Source organism: Streptomyces sp. NPDC047049 (assembly GCF_040643995.1).
Classification (GTDB): domain Bacteria; phylum Actinomycetota; class Actinomycetes; order Streptomycetales; family Streptomycetaceae; genus Streptomyces; species Streptomyces mooreae.
Window position 1 is genome coordinate 21,089 of record NZ_JBEYVM010000026.1, and the last position, 18,796, is coordinate 39,884.

The window sequence follows — 18,796 nt, forward strand, 5'->3', positions numbered from 1 at the left end:
GTAGCGACGATGGTTGGGCCCGGGGGCTTGGATCGGGCCGGTGCCGTCACCCAGGCTAACAAACCATCCCCGGAAGCGAATCCCGTCCCGCGGGCCCGATTTCAAGACCCCTCGTACGGCGGCGGCGCAGCGCCCGGCCGCGCCCGCCGTACGGGTACCGGGCCGGGCCCGGCGGGGCGCAAGGCCGGGCCCGAGGGGGTGCCGGGCGCCCGGCCCGCCCGGGCCGGTCCCGCCTGGCCGGTCCCGCGGCGGATTCAGTCCCGCAGCAGGTCCGGCACCCCGGCCGCGTCCGGCTCGTCCCGTGCGGCCGACAGCACGGTCAGCTGCTGGGTGGCCCGGGTCAGCGCCACGTACAGCACCCGCAGCCCGGCCGGGGACTCGTCGGCGATCTCGGCGGGCGAGACCACCAGGGTGGCGTCGTACTCCAGCCCCTTGGCCTCCAGGGAGCCCAGCGCCACCACCCGGTCGCCGAGCGGGGCGAGCCAACGGCGGGCCTGCGCGCGGCGGTTCATGGCCACCACGACGCCGACCGTGCCGTCCACCTCGCCCAGCAGCCGCCCGGCCTCGGCGACCGTGGCCTCGGCCAGCGCCGTGTCGTCGGCGGCCCGGTCCGGCCGGCCCCCGGCCCCGCCCGCGTCCCCGTCCGCGACGAGCGCGAAGCGCGGCTCCAGGCCCGTGGAGCGGACCGCCTTCGGCGACTGCATCCCGGGCATCGCCAGCGCCAGCACCCTGGCGGCCAGTCCGGCGATCTCCGCGGGGTTGCGGTAGTTCACGGTGAGCGTGAAGCGGCGGCGCGGGCGGGTGCCCAGCGCCTCGTCGCGGGCGACGGCGGCCTCGTCCGGGTCGGACCAGGAGGACTGCGCGGGGTCGCCGACGACCGTCCAGGTCGCGTGCCGGCCGCGGCGGCCGACCATCCGCCACTGCATCGGCGTCAGGTCCTGCGCCTCGTCGACGATGACATGGGCGTAGTCGGTGCGCTCCTCCTCCAGCCGTTCGCGCCGGCCGCGGCCGCCGCCGTTGCGCTCCGTGTAGGTCGACAGCTCCTCCAGACCGGTCAGCTGGTCCAGCGGGTCGGCCTCGCGCGGGCGGGGCGGGCGCATCGGGGCGCCGAGGATCATCTGCAGCTCGTCCAGCAGGGCGACATCGTGCACCGACAGCGAGCCCTGCCCCTCCGCCGCCCCGGGGGCCCGGCCGGTGGTGTCCCCGGCGGCGGCCGGGGGCGCACCTGCGTCGCCCAACCGCCGCAGGGAGCGGGCCAGTTGGCGTACCTCGCGCTGGTTGAGGATCCGGCGCGCCCAGCGGCCCAGCAGGCGCTCGTCGGCCATCGCGGCGAGCACCCCGCGCGGGGTCAGCTCGGGCCACCAGGCGTCCAGGAACTCCTGGAACGCGGACTCGGTGGTGATGTCCTCGTCGAAGCCCTCACGGGCCTCGGCGGCCAGTTCGGGGTCGGTGTAGCGGCGGGCGGCGCCGGACTTGGCCCACAGCGCGTCCAGGATCAGCCGGCGGGCGCGCGGGCGCAGCAGGTTGACCGGGGCGGTGCCGCCGAGCGCGGACTGCCGGATGGTGTGCAGCTCGTCGGCGTCCAGCTCGATCCGGGCGCCGAAGGCGACGACCCGCAGCCGGGCGGGTACGGCCGGGGCGGGGCGGGAGGGTCTGGAGCGGCGGCGGCCGGTGCCCTCCCCGCCGCCGGCAGCGTTCCCGGCGGGCGCGGTGAAAAGGTCCTCCAGGGAGAGCTGGGCGTCCCCGCCCGCGGCCCTGTCCTCGGTCGCGGCCCCGTCCCCGGGCACGGCCCCGCCCTCGTCCGCGGCTCCGTCCCCGGGCGCGGCGGCCGCCGGTCCGGCCAGCTCCAGCGCCCCGCGGGCCGCCTTGCGCAGCAGCTTCTGCATCCGCGACGAGCCCTTGATACGGGCCACCGCCGGGGGGTCGTACGCGGTCGCCTCGGCGCCGTCCACGAGCGAGCCGAGGGAGCGGATGGCGACCTGGCCCTCCTCGCCGAGCGACGGCAGCACGCCCTCGGTGTAGGCGACCAGCAGCGGCGTCGGGGAGACGATCAGGATGCCGCCCGCATAGCGGCGCCGGTCCTGGTAGAGGAGGTAGGCGGCGCGGTGCAGCGCGACCGCGGTCTTGCCGGTGCCGGGGCCGCCCTCGACCTCGGTGACGGAGGCGGCGGGGGCCCGGATCACCATGTCCTGCTCGGCCTGGATGGAGGCGACGATGTCCCGCATGGTGTGGCTGCGGGCCCGGCCCAGCGCGGCCATCAGCGCGCCGTCGCCGACCGCGGGCAGCTCCTCGCCGTCCAGCGTCGCGGTGACCTCGGGGCGCATCAGGTCGTCCTCGACGCCGAGGACGCGGCGCCCCTTGGAGCGGATCACCCGCCGCCGCACGACCCGGCCGGGGGCGATGGGGGTGGCCCGGTAGAAGGGCGCGGCGGCCGGCGCCCGCCAGTCGATGACCAGCGGGGAGTAGTCCGCGTCGAGCACGCCGAGGCGGCCGATGTGCAGCGTCTCGGCGATCGCCGCGCGGTGGTCCTCGATCGCGCCGTCGGCGGGCTCGACGGAGGTGAAGGCGCCGTCCGGGCCCTTCTTGCCGTCCTTGCCGAGGAGCAGGTCGATCCGGCCGAAGAGGAAGTCCTCGTACTCCGAATTCAGGCGGTGGAGATGGACGCCGGCCTGGAAGACCTGGGCGTCGCGCTCGGCGAGCGCGCCGGGCGTGCCGACCTGGCCGCGCTTGGCGGCGTCGTCCATCAGGAACTCTGCCTCGTGGATCTTCTCCTCGAGGCGCCGGTAGACGCGGTCCAGATGCGTCTGCTCGGCTTCGATCTCGCGGTCGCGAACGGAATCCGAAGCGTGATCCGGTGCGTGCGTGGCGTTGTGCGCGGCCACCCAGGCCCCCTTCTCCTGTGCGTAGGGCAGCCGTCAACCGTACGCGAACCAGGCACCGCGCGCACCTGGGGAAAGGGACAAAGTTGGGCGATTTTGGTCGGATGTTGAATCAAGCCGCTACATCGGGCGGACCCGGTCGGGGGGATTGCCGGTCGACGGCATGGCGGTCCTTGACGGGCGCCCCGTGCCCTACCCGGCCCGGGGCGCCGGACCGCGCCGCTCAGACGTTCACCTTGGCCAGCCGCTTGCCCTCCGTGGTGGTGACCTCGAAGTGATCGATGTCGCCGCGGTTGAAGCCCGCGCCGCCCGCCGCGTACAGGGGCTCGCGGTTCCACTTCGCGGCGCCGCCCGGGATGCCGTAGCCCCCCTTGGGCACCGCCCAGGTGGTCACGGTCTGCCGCTTGCCGTCCTTGCCGACGGCGACCAGGCCGCAGGTGAGCGGCCCCTTGACGTTGGCGAGTTCCAGGACCACCTGGGTGCCCCACGGCCGGGCGGCCATCGAAACGCCCGCCGAGACCTTGGTGTCCGGGTCGACGGAGCTCGCCTTCTCGCCCGCCGCGTACTGGGCCCGTACGGCGTTCGCCAGCGGCGGCGCCGGCTTCTCGCCGGAGTCCTGGGGGCCCAGCTTCAGGGCGGCGAGCGGCCCGCCGACGATCAGCACGACGGCGGCGGCGACCAGGAACAGCCGGCGCCGGGCGCGGCCGCGCCGGGTGGCGGCGACCTCGTCCATCAGCCCGTTCAGCAGCCCCGGACCGGGGACGGCCGTGATCGTCTGCGGCGTCGGGGCGGACTGTTTGAACTCGGCCAGCACCGGCGACAGGCCCATGAGTTCTTCGAGTTCGGCCGCGCACCGGTGACAGCCCACGAGATGCGCCTCGAACCGGTCGGCGTCGGCACCGTCCAGGACGCCCAGCGCATAGGCGCCGACGTCGGTGTGCCGGTCCGGCTGCGTGGGCGGGTTCACTCCGTTACTCCTCGTTCCTCTAGCGAGAGTCTCAGGGAGCGCAGCGCGTAGAACACCCGGGACCGCACGGTCCCGGCCGGTACGCGCAGCACCTCCGCTGCCTCGTTGACCGTACGTTCCTTGAAATACGTCTCGACGAGGGCCTCTCGATGGGCCTGGCTCAGGTCGCTCAGCGCCTCGGAGATCGTCATCATGCGCAGGGCGCGGTCGATGACATCCGCGGCCGGCATCGTCTCCAGGGGAGTCGGATCGACCTCTTGGGGCCGCGCCTTGCGACTGCGGTGCCCGTCGATCACGATCCGCCGGGCGACGGTCACCAGCCAGGGTCGTATCGAGCCGGTCGCCCGTTGCAACTGGTCGGCGTTGCGCCAGGCGCGCACCAGCGTCTCCTGCACCACGTCCTCCGCGCGGTGCCGGTCGCCGGCCACCAATCGCAGGACGAAGGCGAGAAGCGGGCCCGCGTGATCGTCATAGAGGGCTCGCATGAGCTCCTCGTCAGGTGTCGTCCTGTCTGCCACGACGGCATCCTTACGCACTCCAACTCCCGGGTCGATAGCCCAGATCGCCCAAGATCGCCGGGGGACCCTGCCATGAATCGGACTTGCGGTGAGGAGTACGGACGGGACGGGCGGGTTACTCAGAGTTCGGCGGAAAATTTTTCCGAGCCGACCGCGACGCCCTGACCAGCACTTCCGGCCACCCCTCGCGGACCGCCGCGGCCGGCCTGCTCCCGCGGACCCGCAGCGCTGGTGACCTGCTCCCGCTGACCGGGAGCACTCCCGGCCTGCTCCCGCTGTCCGGCACCGGTGACCTGTTCCCTGCGCACGGTCGTCCGCCGCCGGTGCCGGGCCACCCGCTCCCGGTTGCCGCACACCTCGCTGGAACACCAGCGGCGGCGACGGCCGCGCGAGGTGTCCAGATACACCAGGGTGCAGCTCTCGCCCTCGCACTGCCGCAGTTGCTGCCGGGCCACCGCGTCGGTCAGCAGGCCGATCGCGTCCCGGGCGACCGCGGCCAGCAGCCCGGCACAGTCGGGCGGGCCGGACAGGGCACGGGCCAGGGCACCGTCGACGGTGCGTACCGCATACGCGGCGGGCGGCTGCCCGGACGCGGCCGCGGAGTTGAGCAGCGCCAGATCGGCCTCGGCCGCCCGGCCCCGCAGCTCGTCGCGCACCACCCGGCGCAGCAGCTCACGCAGCGCCCGGAAGCGGCCGACCCAGCCGGCGTCGACGCCGTCCAGCGGAGTGCCGCGCGGCACCAGGCCCGCTCCGACCAGCCAGGCCCGCAACTGGTCGGGGCCGGTGAGCCGTTCGGCGGGGGGCCGTACGCCGGTGAGCCGTTCGGCGAGGGCGCCGTCGGCCGTGGCCGCCAGGTCCAGGCAGATCCGCCCGCAGTCGAACCGCAGGTCGCAAGGCGCCGCCATGTTCCTGTCACTCCTTAGGGCCGGACGTGTGTGCTTCCAGAGTGCCCGCCCCGCGGGCCCGCCGGAACCCTCCGGAGGCAGCCACTCCACACCGGCATGGCACGTAGACACCGCATGTAGACGCTATGTGTATACGCTTTATGTATAGTTCGCCGCACGGCGGTTCGCGGGCCGCGCGCCCCGGCCGCCGCATGCCGTAGCGCGTGCCACGGCACGCGCCGTAGCGCTCCTCGCCCTCCCGGAGGAAGGTCTCCATGTCGCGCACGTCCCTGCTCACGAACCGCGCCGGCCTGACCCACAAGATCGGTTACGCGGTCCGCCACCCGGCCAGGATCACCCCGTACGTCAAGCGCGCCGCCCGCGACACCTGGCTCCGCTTCAAGCACCCCGGCCATGTCGCGTACTACCGGGCGGTGATGGCCTCCGACACCGGCCGCAACCCGGAGGCCGCGGTCGGCAGCCGCAGCCATGAACGCTGGCTGGCGCTGGGCGAGATGCAGTTCGACTACCTGGCCGGACACGGTCTGCAGCCCGGCCACCGGATGCTGGACATCGGCTGCGGCAATCTGCGCGCCGGCTGGCGCTTCATCGCCCACCTCGACGCCGGCAACTACTACGGCATCGACATCTCGCCGGACATCCTGATCTCCGCGAAGCAGACCCTGACCACCTACGAACTCCAGGACAAGCTGCCGCACCTGACGATCACCCAGGACCTGACCCTGGACTTCCTGCCGTCCGCCCACTTCGACGTCGTCCACGCGCACAGCGTCTTCTCGCACTCACCGCTCGGCGTCATCGACGAGTGCCTCGCCCATGTCGGCCGCGTCCTGGCGCCCGGCGGCTTCTTCGACTTCACCTTCGACCGCACCGAGGGCGCCGAGCACCAGGTGCTGCGCGAGGACTTCTACTACCGGACCGAGACCCTGCTGAGCCTGGCCCGCAAGCACGGTCTTCAGGCGCGCTTCATGGAGGACTGGGAGAAGCGGCCGCACGGCCAGTCCAAGATCCGGGTGAACAACCCGGCGTAGCGGGCGCCTCACCGCCGCTCCCGCTCCCGCTCCCGGCCGTACGTCGCCGTGCCGCTCCCGTACGTCTCCGGGCTACTCCCCGCCGTACTTGTCCGTGTCCGCATGCGGGTCGAGCGACAGCCGGTAGCCGCGCTTGACGACCGTCTGGATCAGCTTGGGCGCGCCCAGCGCCCCCCGCAGCCGGGCCATCGCGGTCTCCACCGCGTGCTCGTCCCGGCCCGCCCCCGGCAGCGCCCGCAGCAGATCCGCACGGGAGACCACCCAGCCGGGGCGGCGCGCCAGCGCACGCAGCAGCGCCATCCCGGCAGGCGGCACCGGCCGCAGCGCACCGTCCACCACGACGGCGTGCCCGCGGATCTCCAGCCGCCGCCCGGCCACCGGCAACGGCTTCACCCGTCCCGGGAGTTCACGGCACAGCAGCTGCACCAGCGGCCCGAGCCGGAAGCGCTCCGGCTGCAGCGTGGGGACGTCCTCCGCCTGGAGCGGCAGCGCGGTCACCGGCCCCACACACACCGGCAGCACCTCCCGCCGCAGCGCCGCCAGCACCTCCTCGCGGATCCCCCGCTCCCCGGCCCGGCGCAGCAGCGACGCGGCGGCCGGCGCGCTGGTGAAGGTCACCGCGTCCAGGGTCCGCGACAGCACCGCGTCCAGCAGCCGGTCGACCGGCCCGATGTCCTCCGGCGGCATCCACCGGTACACGGGGACGCCGACCACCTCCGCACCGCCGGCCCGCAGCGCCTCCACGAAGCCCGGCAGCGGCTCCCCGTGCAGCTGCAGGGCCACCCGCCGCCCGGCGACGCCTTCCGCGAGCAGCCGGTCCAGCACCTCGGCCATCGACTCGGAGGCCGGTGACCACTTCTCGGTCAGCCCGGCCGCCCGGATCGCACCGCGCACCTTGGGCCCGCGCGCCAGCAGCTCCACCCCGGTCAGCCGGTCCAGCAGCGCTTCGCCGAGGCCCCAGCCCTCCGCCGCCTCGATCCAGCCGCGGAAGCCGATGGCGGTGGTGGCCACGACGACATCGGGCGCCCGGTCGATCAGGTCCCGGGTCACCGCCAGCAGTTCGGTGTCGTCCGGCAGCGGGACGATCCGCAGCGCGGGCGCATGCATGACCTGTGCGCCGCGCCGCTCCAGCAGGGCGCCCAGCTCCTCCGCCCGCCGGGCCGCGGTCACCCCGACGGTGAACCCGTCCAGCGGCCGGACGGCCGAGGGCGGTTTTGCCGCCGCTGCCGCTCCCGCTTCCGGCGCCGATGCCGTGCCCGGTCCCGGTTCCGTCCGCGGCGCCGCCGGCTCCCGCTCGTCGTGCTCCTGCTGCTGATCGTGCATGGTCGTCCCGCTCCGCCCAGAGTGGTGTGCTGCCGTGTGCTGCCGTACCGCCGCGGCTCGGGCGGCACGACGTGTCAGGGTGTCAAGATGCCAAGGTGCCAACGGCACGTGACGGTCCCGGTCCTCCAGTATTTCCCCGCGGTTACGGCGCGGCGCCCCTGCCCACGCCGTACGGGCGGCACACCCACGGTCTGAGGCGGGACGCCACGCCGGATCCCCCCGCCCGCGCGCCCGCCCCGCCGCTCCCGCCTCCGCTCACACCTCCACGTACGCCGGCCCCCGCTCCCCGTCCGCCGCGCCCGCTCCGGCCGCCGCATCCGGTCCGTCCGGCCCGGCCGCCTCACCCAGCACCTGCGCCTGCGCCCCCTGCCCCGTACGCCGCCCGCGCACCGCGGGACGCAGGTAGACGCCCCAGGTCACCGCCCCGCACACCACGTAGCAGGCCAGGAACGACACGAACGCCGGGGTGCCCGACCCGGCCACCAGGAACGACTGCCGGAAGGCCAGATTGATGGCCAGCCCGCCGAGCGCGCCCACCGCCCCGATCAGCCCCATCGCCGCCCCCGAGAGCCGCCGCCCGTATACCGCGGCCTCCTCCCCCGCCAGCCCGCGGCGCAGCGCCTTGGCCTGGAAGATCCCCGGGATCATCTTGTACGTGGAGCCGTTGCCGAGCCCCGACAGTACGAACAGCGCGATGAACCCGGCCAGGAACACCGGCAGCGACCGCTCCGCCGACGCGTAGATCACCACGCCCGTGGCCAGACCCATCGCGGCGAAGTTGCCCAGGGTGATCCGGGCACCGCCGAACCGGTCCGCCAGCCGCCCGCCGACCGGCCGGATCAGTGAGCCCAGCAGCGGCCCGAGGAACGTCAGCGACGCGGCCTGCAGCGGCGTCCGGGCGAACTGGTTCTGCAGCACCAGCCCGAAGGCGAAGCTGTAGCCGATGAACGACCCGAAGGTGCCGATGTACAGCAGCGACATCACCCAGGTGTGCGGCTCCCGGGCGGCGTCGAGGGCCGCCCCGGTGTCGTTCGTCACCGGGGCCAGGTTGTCCATGAACAGCGCCGCGAGCACCGCCGCGAGGACGATCAGCGGCACATAGACGGCCAGCACGATCCGCGGATGCGCGGCCCCCGCCGTCCCGATCACCAGCAGCCCCAGCAGCTGGATCACCGGCACCCCGATGTTGCCGCCACCGGCGTTCAGCCCCAGCGCCCACCCCTTCTTCCGCAGCGGATAGAAGGAGTTGATGTTGGTCATCGAGGAGGCGAAGTTCCCGCCCCCGACCCCGGCCAGCGCCGCGACCAGCAGGAACGTGCCGTACGAGGTACCCGGCTCGATCACCACCGCCGCCATGGCGGTCGGCACCAGCAGCATCGCGGCGCTCATCACCGTCCAGTTACGCCCGCCGAACCGCGCCACCGCGAAGGTGTAGGGCACCCGCAGCACCCCGCCCACCAGCGTCGGCACCGCCACCAGGAAGAACTTCCCGGCCGGATCGATCCCGTACTCCGGCCCCATGAACAGCACCATCACCGACCACAGGCTCCAGACGGAGAACCCGATGTGCTCACAGAGCACGGAGAACGCCAGATTCCGCCGCGCGACCCGCTCCCCCGTCTCCCGCCAGAACCCCTCGTCCTCGGGGTCCCAGTGTTCGATCCACCGGCCGCCCCGCCTCGCCCGGCCGTCGGTCCGGCCACCGGCGGGGGTGTCCTCGGGTGTGTCGCTACGGGTCTTGGCTGCCGCGGCCGTCATCGCGCCTCCCAGGGGTCGGGTCCTGCTCCCGACGCTAGGGACGACGGATTTCCGTACCGTGCCGCCCGGTGACACGTACGAAACCTTGCGCTCACCGGGTGCGGCGGGGGCGGGTGAGGGGCAGGGGCGGTGCGGACGGACGGTCCGTACGGGACGCCCTCACACGGCGAACTCACACCAGACGACCTTGCCGGGCACCCGCTCCCCCACCCCCCACTTGTCCGCCAGCGCCTCCACCAGCAGCAACCCGCGCCCGCCCTCGTCCGCCGGTCCGGCGCCCGTCCGCACCCGCGGCCATCCGTCCCCGCTGTCGTGCACCTCCAGCCGCAGCACCCCACCCGCGGGCGGCCACACGTACAACTGGAATCCGCGCCCCGGCGGCACCCCGTGGCGCAGCGCGTTCGTCGCCAGCTCGCTCACACACAGCAACACCGCGTCCGCCGGCTCCCCGACGCCCCACTCCGCGAGCGCCACCCGCACGAACTCCCGCACCCTCGGCACCGATCGTCGCTCACGCCGGTAGAACCGCTCGCGTGGACAGGGGAGTTGCCTCTCTCCGTTCATACGACGACGGTCGCAGTGCGTCACTACGCTGCCCAGTACGCGGACCCGTACTCGCGGTGAGTACGGGTGCACATACGGTCACCGGCGGCGAAGTACGGGGAGTGGTACGCCATGAAGCCGCGAAACAAGCCCAAGAAGCGACACTCCGCAGCCATGGAGGTGATCGGCGCCCAGTTAGCGCTGTTCCGCATCAACGCCGGCCTCACCCAGCGCGGCCTCAGCGAACGGTCCAGCGCCTCCGAGGAGACCATCGCCTCCATCGAACAGGGCAGGCGGGTCCTGATGCCACACCTGGCAACCGAGTTCGACCAGCTCCTCAAGACCTGCGGGGCGCTGGCGGCGGGGGTGGCGAAGCTGCCGCCGAAGGACAAGTATCCGATCTGGGCGGAGGAGTTCATCGCCTACGAGCAGCAGGCCCTCTCGCTCGGCTGGTACGAAAACGGGGTGATCCCCGGCCTCCTGCAGACCGAGGGCTACGCGTGCGCCACCTTCCGCAGCAAGATTCCGCACCTCAGCGAGGAGAGCATCGAACAGAGCGTGCAGGATCGGCTGGAGCGTCAGAAGGTCCTGCACAGGGAGGACCCCGTCACCGCCAGTTTCGTCATCTCCGAGGCCGTCTTGCTGAGCAATATCGGGGGCCGCGAGGTCATGCGGGGCCAGATCTCCCATCTGCGTCAGTGCGCGGAACTCAACGGCGTATCCATCCAGGTCCTCCCTCTGAACCGAGAGCATCACGCCGGGCTGAACGGACCGTTCGTGCTGCTGGAAACCGCCGACCACCAACACCTGGCCTATACCGAGGCGCAACGCAGCAGTGTGCTGACTTCTGACGCCGATGAGGTCAGCGTCCTCGCTCAGAAGTATGGAATGCTGCGAATGCAGGCCCTCAACGCAGAGGAAACCCTGGGCCTGCTGGACCGGCTGCTAGGAGAGCGATGACCCATCTGACGTGGTTCAAGTCCAGCTACAGCGGCGACGAAGGCGGCGCCTGCCTCGAAGTGGCCTATGACTGGCACAAGTCCAGCCACAGCGGTAGCGAGGGCGGCGCTTGCCTCGAAGTCGCCTACACCTGGCACAAGTCCAGCCACAGCAGCGACGAAGGCGGCGCCTGCGTAGAGGTCGCCGCCCACCCCTCCACCATCCACGTCCGCGACTCCAAGGACCCCCAGGGCCCGCACCTCGACTTCTCGCCGGGCGCCTGGGCCTCGTTCACCTCGTACGCCGCACGTACCGCTGCCGCCACAACAGCCCCATAACCGGGGCTTCGCAACCGGGCCTACGCAACCGCGTCTACTCGGCCGACTCCCGCGGCGGCCCCATCCATATCCGGTCCGCGCAGAGCGTCATCCGCAGGCGCTTGCCCTTCTCGTCCCGTGCCACGACCGCCTGGCGGCCGGAGTAGTCGCGCGGTGCGGACACCACGGCGAGGTCGTTGGTGACCATGGCGGGGTCCGGCGGGGCGCCGGCGGGGCAGTCCGTGTAGCGCAGGGGGGCCGTGAGGGTGCCGCCGCGCCCCAGGTCTATCGGCAGGGTCTTGCCGTGCCCCTGGGCATCGGATTCGGGCCCCTTGCCGAGATGGACCTCGAAGGCCGGGAAGCCGTGGAACACACAGGGGCCCGCGCCCTTGTTGGCGATCGACAGCCGGGCCTCGCGCTGTGCGGTGTGCGGCTTCTTCTTGAGGACGGTGAGCGTCCAGCGCAAGCCCTTGGTCGTGCACTTGGCGTGCAGTGGTGCCATCCGCGCCGAACCGCAGCCGGTCAGGGCCAGGCCCGCCATGGCGGTCAAGGTCAGCGCGGCCGCCACCACCGCGAGATGTGAAGGCCGTCGCACGGATCCCCCTGTTCGTTCCGGACAGAATTCCTCGCCGTTAAGGAAAGAATTCATGCGCCCGGGGTTGCCTCCGCGGCCGCATCTTCTTCCGCACGCCGCGTACCCCAGGCGGTCACCCCCGTACACCCATCACCCGCGCATCCTCCTCCGGGAGCCACCACGCACTCCCCGGCGGCGCCAGCCAGCCGTGCTGTGCGGCCAGTTCGCGGGCGGCCGCCCGCAGCGCGTCCAGGCCCGGATGCCGCAGGCCCCGCCGCCACACCATCGAGACCGGCGAGAGCGGTACGGGATCGACGAGCGGCCGCAGCACCATGCCCGGCACCTCGATGAACTCCACACTCGCCAGCACCGACCACCCCCGCTTGCGCACCACCCGGACGAACTCCTGCGAGCCCTCGATCTCCGGGAACGGCTCGGCGGCCGCGATGCCGCGGCCCGCGAAAAGCCGCTCGGCCAGGTCCGTCCACTCCGCGGTCCGCGGATTCCCGGCGGCCGCGTACAGCGTCTCGCCGGCCAGGTCGGCAAGGGCGACAGCGGGCCGCGCGGCCAGCGGATGGCCTTCGCGCAGCAGGACCGCCATCGGCTCCAGCCGGACCGGCTGATGGCCGAGGCCGGCCCGCATCCCGGGCGGCAGCGCCGCGATCCGGCCGAAGGAGACATCGAGGCGGCCGGCCGCCACCTCGGCCGCCGCGCCCGTCAGCCCGCTGTGGAAGCGGGCGACCAGCTCACAGCTGTCCGGCACCCGGTCCCTGGCCGCCTCCAGCACCCCGTGGGCGGTACCGATCGGCACCCCCACATCCACCAGCAGCGGCCGCTCGGGGGCGGCCCGGAACGCACCGGCCAGCTCGTCGTGCGCGGTCAGCACCCGCCGGGCGAGCGGCAGCAGCCGTGTCCCGTCCGCCGTCAGGGAGACCTGACGGGTGGTCCGTACGAACAGCGCGGTGTCCAACTCCCGCTCCAGGCGCCGGATGTCGCGGCTCAGCGCCTGCTGGGCGACGTAGAGCCGGGCGGCGGCGCGGGTGAAGTGCAGCTCCTCGGCGACGGCGAGGAAAGCGCGGAGCAGACGCGGATCGATGTCGTACGGCATCGGGTCATCCTGGCAGCAGCGTTCCCGGCCGGCGCGGGCCGAGGCCCCTGCACAGGGCCCGTACGCATTGACAACGCAGGTGCGTTAATGGGCGCTGACCAGGTGTTGGACGGGCGGCGCGGGCGACAGCGACCGTAGAGGCATGATCCTCTTCCTCGCCGCCCGGCCGGTCACCGCCCCGCCCGTTCGCCCGGCCCCGCGGCGTGCCCGCCTCCGTGCCCGCCTCCGTTTCCGTCCCCTCGCCCCCTACCGCCGGATCTTCACCGTCCCCGGCACCCGCGCCTTCACCGCCGCCAACCTGCTCGCCCGCCTCCCCATGGGAATGCTCAGCGGCAGCGCGGTGCTGATGATCACCGGTTCGCGCGGCTCCTACGCGCTGGCCGGAGCGGTCACCGCGAGCGGGCTGGCGGCGACGGCGGTGGCCGGGCCGTGGACCGCCCGGCTGGTCGACCGCCACGGCCAGGCCCGGATCGCGGTCCCGGCCACCGCGCTCGCCGTCCTCGGCTCGCTCGCCCTGCTCCTGTGCGTCCACTACGGCGCGCCCGACTGGACCCTCTTCGCCTGTTACGCGGCCACCGCCACCACCCCCAACACCGGCGGGCTCTCCCGGGCCCGCTGGGCACACCTCTTCCGCGACGACCCGGCCGCCCGGCACACCGCCAACTCCTTCGAACAGGCCGCCGACGAGCTGTGCTTCCTGCTGGGACCGGTGCTCGCCACGCTGCTGTGCACCACCCTCGCCCCGGAGGCGGGCACGGCGGTGGCCGCGGCACTGCTGCTGACCGGGGTGCTGCTGTTCGCGGCCCAGCGCCGCACCGAACCCCCCGTGGCGCCGGCACCGGGCACCGGCAGGACCCGCTCCCTCCTGCGGCTGCCGGGGCTGCCGCCGCTCCTGGCCACCTTCCTCGCCACCGGCGCGGTCTTCGGCTCCCTGGAGGTCGTGACGATCGCCTTCGCCGACGGGCACGGCCTGCGGTCCGCGGCGGGCGGCCTGCTCGCCCTGCAGGCGGCGGGCTCCTGCGCGGCGGGCCTGCTCCACGGCCTGCGGCGGCAGCCGGGCCAGGCCCCCCGCCGCTTCCCCGCCTCCACCGCGGCGATGGCGGCCCTGATGCTGCTCCCGCTGCTCGCGGCCACGGCAGGGGGCCCGGCGACGCTGGCCGCCGCGCTCCTCCTGGCCGGTATGGCGACCGCGCCGACCATGGTCACCGGCATGGGACTCGTCCAGTCGCTGACGCCGCCCGGCCGGCTCAACGAGGGCATGACGCTCGCCGTGACCGCGCTGCTGGGCGGGATCGCGGCCGGATCGGCGGGCGGCGGCTGGGCGGCCGACCACCTGGGGGGCGCGGCGGGCGCGGCCTACGGCGTGCCCGCGGCGGCGGCCGTCCTCGCGGCGGCCGTCGCGCTGCTCACGGCACGCAAACGACTCAGGCCCCGCCGTCCTGGGACGGCGGGGCCTGGGCCTCACATGGGATGAGTGGAGATGGCGGGAATCGAACCCGCGTCCAACGGTGCGGAATCAGGGCTTCTCCGAGTGCAGTTCGCTGCGATTTTCTCGGCCCCGGAGATCACGCGAACAAGTCTCCGACGGGCTCAGCCACTGTTTGATTTCCTCCTGAACCCCGTGACCGGGTCTAGAAGTTTAGTTCCCTAGCTGATGCCAGGATCCGGGTCGGGAACAGCCCCGGGCTGACACTTCGCAAGTCGCTACTTAGGCAGCGAGGGCGAAGGAATCGCGCTTGGTGTTGGCGATTATTGGTTGCGACATATGGTTAACGAGATCATTGCCGCTTCCTCGACTCGCTTCCCCTGCTTCGACATCCGCTGTCGAAACCGATCATCCCCATGTTGATTTATCAAGGTGGTACCCACACCCCTCGTGGGGTGTGCTCCCATCGTACGGGAACAACGCGTGCCGTTGCCAGCGCATTCCCCGGCGGACCGGCCCGAACGGGCCGTACGGGCAGCTCAGGCCCGCTGCCGCCGCCGGGCCGCCGAGATGGCGCGGTCCGTCTCGCGGCGGTCCTGCTGCTCGCGGAGCGTCTGCCGCTTGTCGTACTCCTTCTTGCCCTTGGCCAGGGCGATCTCGACCTTGGCCCGGCCGTCCTTGAAATAGAGGGCCAGCGGCACGATCGTGTGCCCCGACTCCTGGCTCTTGGACTCCAGCTTGTCGATCTCGGCGCGGTGCATCAGCAGCTTCCGCTTGCGCCGCGCGCTGTGGTTGGTCCAGGTGCCCTGGGCGTATTCGGGGATATGTACGTTGTGCAGCCAGGCCTCACCCCGGTCGATCTGGATGAAACCGTCCACCAGCGACGCCCGGCCCTGCCGCAGCGACTTCACCTCGGTGCCGGTCAGCACCAGGCCACACTCATAGGTGTCCAGAATGTGGTAGTCGTGCCGCGCCTTCTTGTGCTGCGCCACGAGCTTGCGCCCGGGGTTCTTGTCCTTGCCCTTGTCCTTAGCCATAGTGCGGCCATTTTCGCACTACGCCCCGCCCCCGAGGCCACTCAATACCGTGCGGGCCCGTTTCTCCGCCCCCGATCCGACCATGACATCGGGGGCGAGGCCGTCGCCGTCGGCGTTCCGGCCGGACGGCGTGCGGTAGTGGCCGACGGTCAGCTCGGCGACCGAACCGTCCGCCAGCGTGCTGGGCATCTGCACCGAGCCCTTGCCGAAGGTCCTCGAACCCACCACGAGCGCCCGCCCCCGGTCCTGCAGCGCGCCGGACAGCAGCTCGGCGGCGCTCATCGTGCCGCCGTCGACCAGGACGACCAGGGGGAGGCGGGTGTTGCCGCCGCGCCGGGCGTACAGCGCGCGCTGGCTGCCGCGGACGTCGTACGTCGCGACCAGGCCGCCGTCGAGGAAGGCGGAGGCGGTGGCCACCGCCTCGGTGACCAGGCCGCCGGTGTTGCCGCGCAGATCGAGCAGCATGCCGCCCTGGGGGGAGGCGCGGCGCACCGCCCGGCGGACCACCGCGCCGGTGCCCTTGCCGAACGCCGAGATCTTGACGCGGGTCGGGCCGTGCGCACCGGCGGGACGGTCGATGACGACGTTGTGGGATCTGAGCCGGGTGCGGTGCAAGGTGGCCGACCAGCGGCGGTCGCCGCGCTGCAGGTCCAGCGTCACGGGGGTGCCGGCAGCGGCGGCGGGCCGGCGGGAGCCGCCGGCGGCGACGCCCCGCAGGCGGGCGACGACCTCGGTGACCGGTGCGCCCCGGGACGGGCGGCCGTCGACGGCGCGCAGCCGGTCGCCCACCGCGATACCGGCACGCGCGGCGGGTCCGCCGGGCTGGACCCGGGACACCTCGATCCGGCCGTGGGGCGCCTGGCGCACCCAGAGCCCGACGCCGACGTAGCCACCGTCCAACTGCGCCTGGAAATCCTTGAACTCGCCCGCGCTGTAGATCGTCGACCAGCGGTCGCCACTGCGGCTGACGACGTCCGCGGCGGCCTGCGCACCGGACTTGCCGTCCTCGACGGCCTCGGAAGCGGCCCGCTCGACGGCCGCGCGGTCCGCGGTGGTGGCCTCGGGAACCCGCCCGCCAAACGCCGCGCGGGCCGGTGCGGGACGCTCCGCCGCGCCCCGGTCATCCTCGCTCCAGGTGCCGGTCGCCGCGCCGGTGGCGAGCACACCGGCCAGGAACAACGTCAGGGCCGCCCCGCGGCGGATGCGGCGGGGCCGGCCGTACGAACACGGGCCCGACATGCCGGTGAGTCTAGGGGACAAAAGGGCGCCGTACGGCAAGTTGACCGTACGGCGCCCCTTGGCAAAGCTCACACCTTGAGGTACTTGCGCAACGCGAAGAACGCGGCGAGCGCGGGCATCAGCAGCCCGATCAGGAGGACCAGCGGGAGGACCGCCGCCACCGAGTCCCAGCCGATGAAGTTGACCACCTGGATCTTCTTCGCCAGCCAGTTGTTGATGAGGGCGTACTTGCCGCCGATCAGCAGCACACAGGCGAAGGCCGCGCCCAGCAGCCCCGCGATGGCGGCCTCCAGGATGAACGGCATCTGGATGTAGAAGCTGGACGCTCCCACCAGCCGCATGATCCCGGTCTCCCTGCGCCTGCTGAACGCCGACACCCGGACGGTGTTGACGATCAGCATCAGCGCAACGACGAGCATCAGCGCCATCACGACTATCGCGGCGATGTTCATGCCGTTGAGGAGGTTGAACAGCGGCTCGACGGTGTCCCGTTGGTCCTGCACTTCCTGGACACCGGGCCGCTCGGAGAACGCCGACTTGATGACGGTGTACTTCGTCGGGTCCTTGAGCTTGACGCGGAAGGATTCGGGCAGCTGGTCCGGCGTCACCACTCCGGCCACCGGCGTATCGCCGAACTGCTCCTTGTAGTGCTTGTAGGCCTGGTCGCTGGACTCGTACACCACCGGCTTCTGCACGATCGGCAGCCGGTCGAGCTCGGCCTTGATGTCGTTCTTCTGCTGCTGGGTGGCCGCGCCCTTGGCGCAGTTGGTGCCGGTGTCGGCATCGTTCTTGTTGCAGAAGAAGATGGAGACGTTGACCTTGTCGTACCAGTAGCCCTTCATCGTGCTGACCTGGTCGCGCATCAGCAGCGAGGCGCCGAACAGGCCCAGCGAGAGGGCTACGGAGACGATGACGGCGAAGGTCATCGTGAGGTTTCGGCGGAGACCGACGCCGATCTCCGACAGGACGAACTGGGCGCGCATGGCGTCCTTTCAGTACTGGGGGCCGTACACGCTTAGTGCTGGTAGCCGTACACGCCGCGCGACTGGTCGCGTACGAGCCGGCCCTTCTCGAGTTCCATGACCCGCTTGCGCATCTGGTCGACGATCTGCTGGTCGTGGGTGGCCATGACCACCGTCGTACCGGTCCGGTTGATCCGGTCCAGCAGCTTCATGATGCCGACCGAGGTCTGCGGGTCGAGGTTGCCGGTGGGCTCGTCCGCGATGAGCAGCATCGGGCGGTTGACGAAGGCCCGTGCGATGGCGACGCGCTGCTGCTCACCGCCGGAGAGCTCACCCGGCATACGGTCCTCTTTGCCGCCGAGTCCGACGAGTTCGAGGACCTCGGGAACCGTCTTGCGGATCTGGCCGCGCGGCTTGCCGATCACCTCAAGGGCAAAGGCGACATTCTCCCCCACGGTCTTGTTGGGGAGCAGCCGGAAGTCCTGGAAGACCGTGCCCACCTGGCGCCGCATCTGCGGGACCTTCCAGTTGGAGAGCTTCCCGAGGTCCTTGCCGAGGACGTGCACATGGCCGTGGCTGGCGCGCTCCTCGCGCAGCAGCAGCCTCAGGAAGGTGGACTTACCGGAGCCCGAGGAGCCCACCAGGAAGACGAACTCGCCGCGCTCGATCTCGAGGGAGACATCCCTGAGTGCAGGGCGGTTCTGCTTCGGGTAAGTCTTGGAGACGTTGTCGAATCGGATCACTGATGCACCACGGTCGACCTGAATAGGGGCACGGTTGCCGAGTTGCGGCTCCCGTCGGTGTGCGTGACCATACGCGAACCTCGCAGGGCGGCCCAGTCGGCGTAGGCGGTTGGTGCGGTTATTCACGGCACCTACGGGACAAAAGGCGCACAATTTCGCGGGGCGCGCCGTTTGGGCCGTGAGCTGGCACAGTGGGAGAGGGAACCAATGCGCCCCCCGGTGCGTTGGTGCAGTGGAGAAGGAGGTCGCATGACGTACGACCGACTGGTGTGCGCCAATTGCGCGGCCCCTGTGAACGAGGGCCGCTGCCCCGTGTGCCGGGCCAGCAGAGAACGTCTTCAGCAGCAAGCGGGCGGTATCTTCGCCCAGCTCAGCCCGGCGATGCTGGTGGCGCTGATGATCGTGCTGATAGCGCTGGGCGTACTGCTCCACCAGGCCGTCTGACCACCACCGTCTGACCAGCGGACCGCCCGGCACCGGGCCGCCCGACACCCGTACGGGGCTTTCCGGCCCACCACCCGTACGAG

General features: G+C 72.3%; 17 protein-coding genes, 1 other RNA gene and 1 pseudogene. 5 read left to right on the forward strand and 14 right to left on the reverse strand.

All coding sequences use genetic code 11. The annotated features are described in order from the left end of the window. Window positions 1-254: 254 nt before the first annotated feature. The 4 genes and pseudogenes from ABZ851_RS34240 to ABZ851_RS34255 all read right to left on the reverse strand — a co-directional run. Window positions 255-2,882, reverse strand: coding sequence for a UvrD-helicase domain-containing protein (locus ABZ851_RS34240; protein ID WP_361136196.1), 2,628 nt, complete (start codon window positions 2,880-2,882; stop codon window positions 255-257). A gap of 220 nt (window positions 2,883-3,102) precedes the next feature. Beyond that, window positions 3,103-3,846 carry a zf-HC2 domain-containing protein gene (locus ABZ851_RS34245; protein ID WP_093638635.1) on the reverse strand — a complete coding sequence of 248 codons (744 nt, stop codon included), beginning with the start codon at window positions 3,844-3,846 and terminating at the stop codon, window positions 3,103-3,105. Next, window positions 3,843-4,364, reverse strand: a complete 522-nt coding sequence (locus tag ABZ851_RS34250) for a sigma-70 family RNA polymerase sigma factor (protein ID WP_037839527.1) — start codon at window positions 4,362-4,364, stop codon at window positions 3,843-3,845. The genes ABZ851_RS34245 and ABZ851_RS34250 overlap by 4 nt, the downstream gene beginning before the upstream one ends. A gap of 314 nt (window positions 4,365-4,678) precedes the next feature. Beyond that, a pseudogene (locus ABZ851_RS34255) lies at window positions 4,679-5,269 on the reverse strand (ABATE domain-containing protein); the annotation flags it as partial. Between the two features lie 254 nt (window positions 5,270-5,523). On the opposite strand from ABZ851_RS34255, the gene ABZ851_RS34260 reads away from it, so the two are divergent. Then, entirely contained in the window at window positions 5,524-6,300 is a 777-nt protein-coding gene (locus ABZ851_RS34260) for a class I SAM-dependent methyltransferase (RefSeq protein ID WP_361136199.1), read from the forward strand. 72 nt (window positions 6,301-6,372) lie between these two features. Here the strand turns inward: ABZ851_RS34260 and ABZ851_RS34265 are convergent, their stop codons facing one another. The 3 genes from ABZ851_RS34265 to ABZ851_RS34275 all read right to left on the reverse strand — a co-directional run bounded on the left by ABZ851_RS34265 (window position 6,373) and on the right by ABZ851_RS34275 (window position 9,945). Next, complete coding sequence (locus ABZ851_RS34265; protein ID WP_361136200.1) at window positions 6,373-7,623, reverse strand: uroporphyrinogen-III synthase; 1,251 nt, start codon at window positions 7,621-7,623, stop codon at window positions 6,373-6,375. Between the two features lie 255 nt (window positions 7,624-7,878). Beyond that, window positions 7,879-9,381 carry a nitrate/nitrite transporter gene (locus ABZ851_RS34270; protein ID WP_361136202.1) on the reverse strand — a complete coding sequence of 501 codons (1,503 nt, stop codon included), beginning with the start codon at window positions 9,379-9,381 and terminating at the stop codon, window positions 7,879-7,881. A 159-nt stretch (window positions 9,382-9,540) separates the two neighbouring features. Continuing rightward, a complete protein-coding gene (locus ABZ851_RS34275) occupies window positions 9,541-9,945 on the reverse strand; it encodes an ATP-binding protein (protein ID WP_361136204.1) in 405 nt (134 codons plus the stop codon). A gap of 153 nt (window positions 9,946-10,098) precedes the next feature. On the opposite strand from ABZ851_RS34275, the gene ABZ851_RS34280 reads away from it, so the two are divergent. Then, window positions 10,099-10,884 (forward strand): helix-turn-helix transcriptional regulator, encoded by a 786-nt coding sequence (locus tag ABZ851_RS34280; RefSeq protein WP_361136206.1) that lies wholly within the window; start codon window positions 10,099-10,101, stop codon window positions 10,882-10,884. After that, window positions 10,881-11,201, forward strand: coding sequence for a DUF397 domain-containing protein (locus ABZ851_RS34285; protein WP_361136207.1), 321 nt, complete (start codon window positions 10,881-10,883; stop codon window positions 11,199-11,201). Before ABZ851_RS34280 ends, ABZ851_RS34285 begins: the two co-directional genes overlap by 4 nt. Before the next feature lie 34 nt (window positions 11,202-11,235). On the opposite strand, the gene ABZ851_RS34290 is transcribed toward ABZ851_RS34285, so the two are convergent. Beyond that, complete coding sequence (locus ABZ851_RS34290) at window positions 11,236-11,775, reverse strand: DUF4232 domain-containing protein (protein ID WP_361136209.1); 540 nt, start codon at window positions 11,773-11,775, stop codon at window positions 11,236-11,238. 112 nt (window positions 11,776-11,887) lie between these two features. After that, window positions 11,888-12,862 (reverse strand): LysR family transcriptional regulator, encoded by a 975-nt coding sequence (locus ABZ851_RS34295; RefSeq protein WP_361136211.1) that lies wholly within the window; start codon window positions 12,860-12,862, stop codon window positions 11,888-11,890. Window positions 12,863-13,004: 142 nt separating this feature from the next. On the opposite strand from ABZ851_RS34295, the gene ABZ851_RS34300 reads away from it, so the two are divergent. Next, complete coding sequence (locus ABZ851_RS34300; protein ID WP_361136213.1) at window positions 13,005-14,336, forward strand: MFS transporter; 1,332 nt, start codon at window positions 13,005-13,007, stop codon at window positions 14,334-14,336. On the opposite strand, the gene ssrA is transcribed toward ABZ851_RS34300, so the two are convergent. From ssrA to ftsE, 5 genes are all read right to left on the reverse strand, one after another. Further along, window positions 14,335-14,704, reverse strand: a transfer-messenger RNA (tmRNA) gene (gene ssrA / locus ABZ851_RS34305). The genes ABZ851_RS34300 and ssrA overlap by 2 nt on opposite strands. 123 nt (window positions 14,705-14,827) lie before the next feature. Further along, the gene (smpB, locus tag ABZ851_RS34310; RefSeq protein WP_088797898.1) at window positions 14,828-15,325 is read right to left on the reverse strand and encodes an SsrA-binding protein SmpB; all 498 of its coding nucleotides are present in this window, start codon (window positions 15,323-15,325) and stop codon (window positions 14,828-14,830) included. An 18-nt stretch (window positions 15,326-15,343) separates the two neighbouring features. Then, window positions 15,344-16,564, reverse strand: a complete 1,221-nt coding sequence (locus ABZ851_RS34315; protein ID WP_361136216.1) for a S41 family peptidase — start codon at window positions 16,562-16,564, stop codon at window positions 15,344-15,346. A 68-nt stretch (window positions 16,565-16,632) separates the two neighbouring features. Beyond that, on the reverse strand, window positions 16,633-17,547 hold the full coding sequence (gene ftsX / locus ABZ851_RS34320) for a permease-like cell division protein FtsX (protein ID WP_361136218.1): 915 nt from the start codon (window positions 17,545-17,547) through the stop codon (window positions 16,633-16,635). Between the two features lie 32 nt (window positions 17,548-17,579). Further along, a complete protein-coding gene (ftsE, locus tag ABZ851_RS34325) occupies window positions 17,580-18,269 on the reverse strand; it encodes a cell division ATP-binding protein FtsE (RefSeq protein WP_018091242.1) in 690 nt (229 codons plus the stop codon). A gap of 249 nt (window positions 18,270-18,518) precedes the next feature. Here ftsE and ABZ851_RS34330 point away from each other — a divergent pair, with 249 nt between their 5' ends. Further along, entirely contained in the window at window positions 18,519-18,713 is a 195-nt protein-coding gene (locus ABZ851_RS34330) for a hypothetical protein (protein ID WP_088797901.1), read from the forward strand. The last annotated feature ends 83 nt before the right edge of the window (window positions 18,714-18,796 follow it).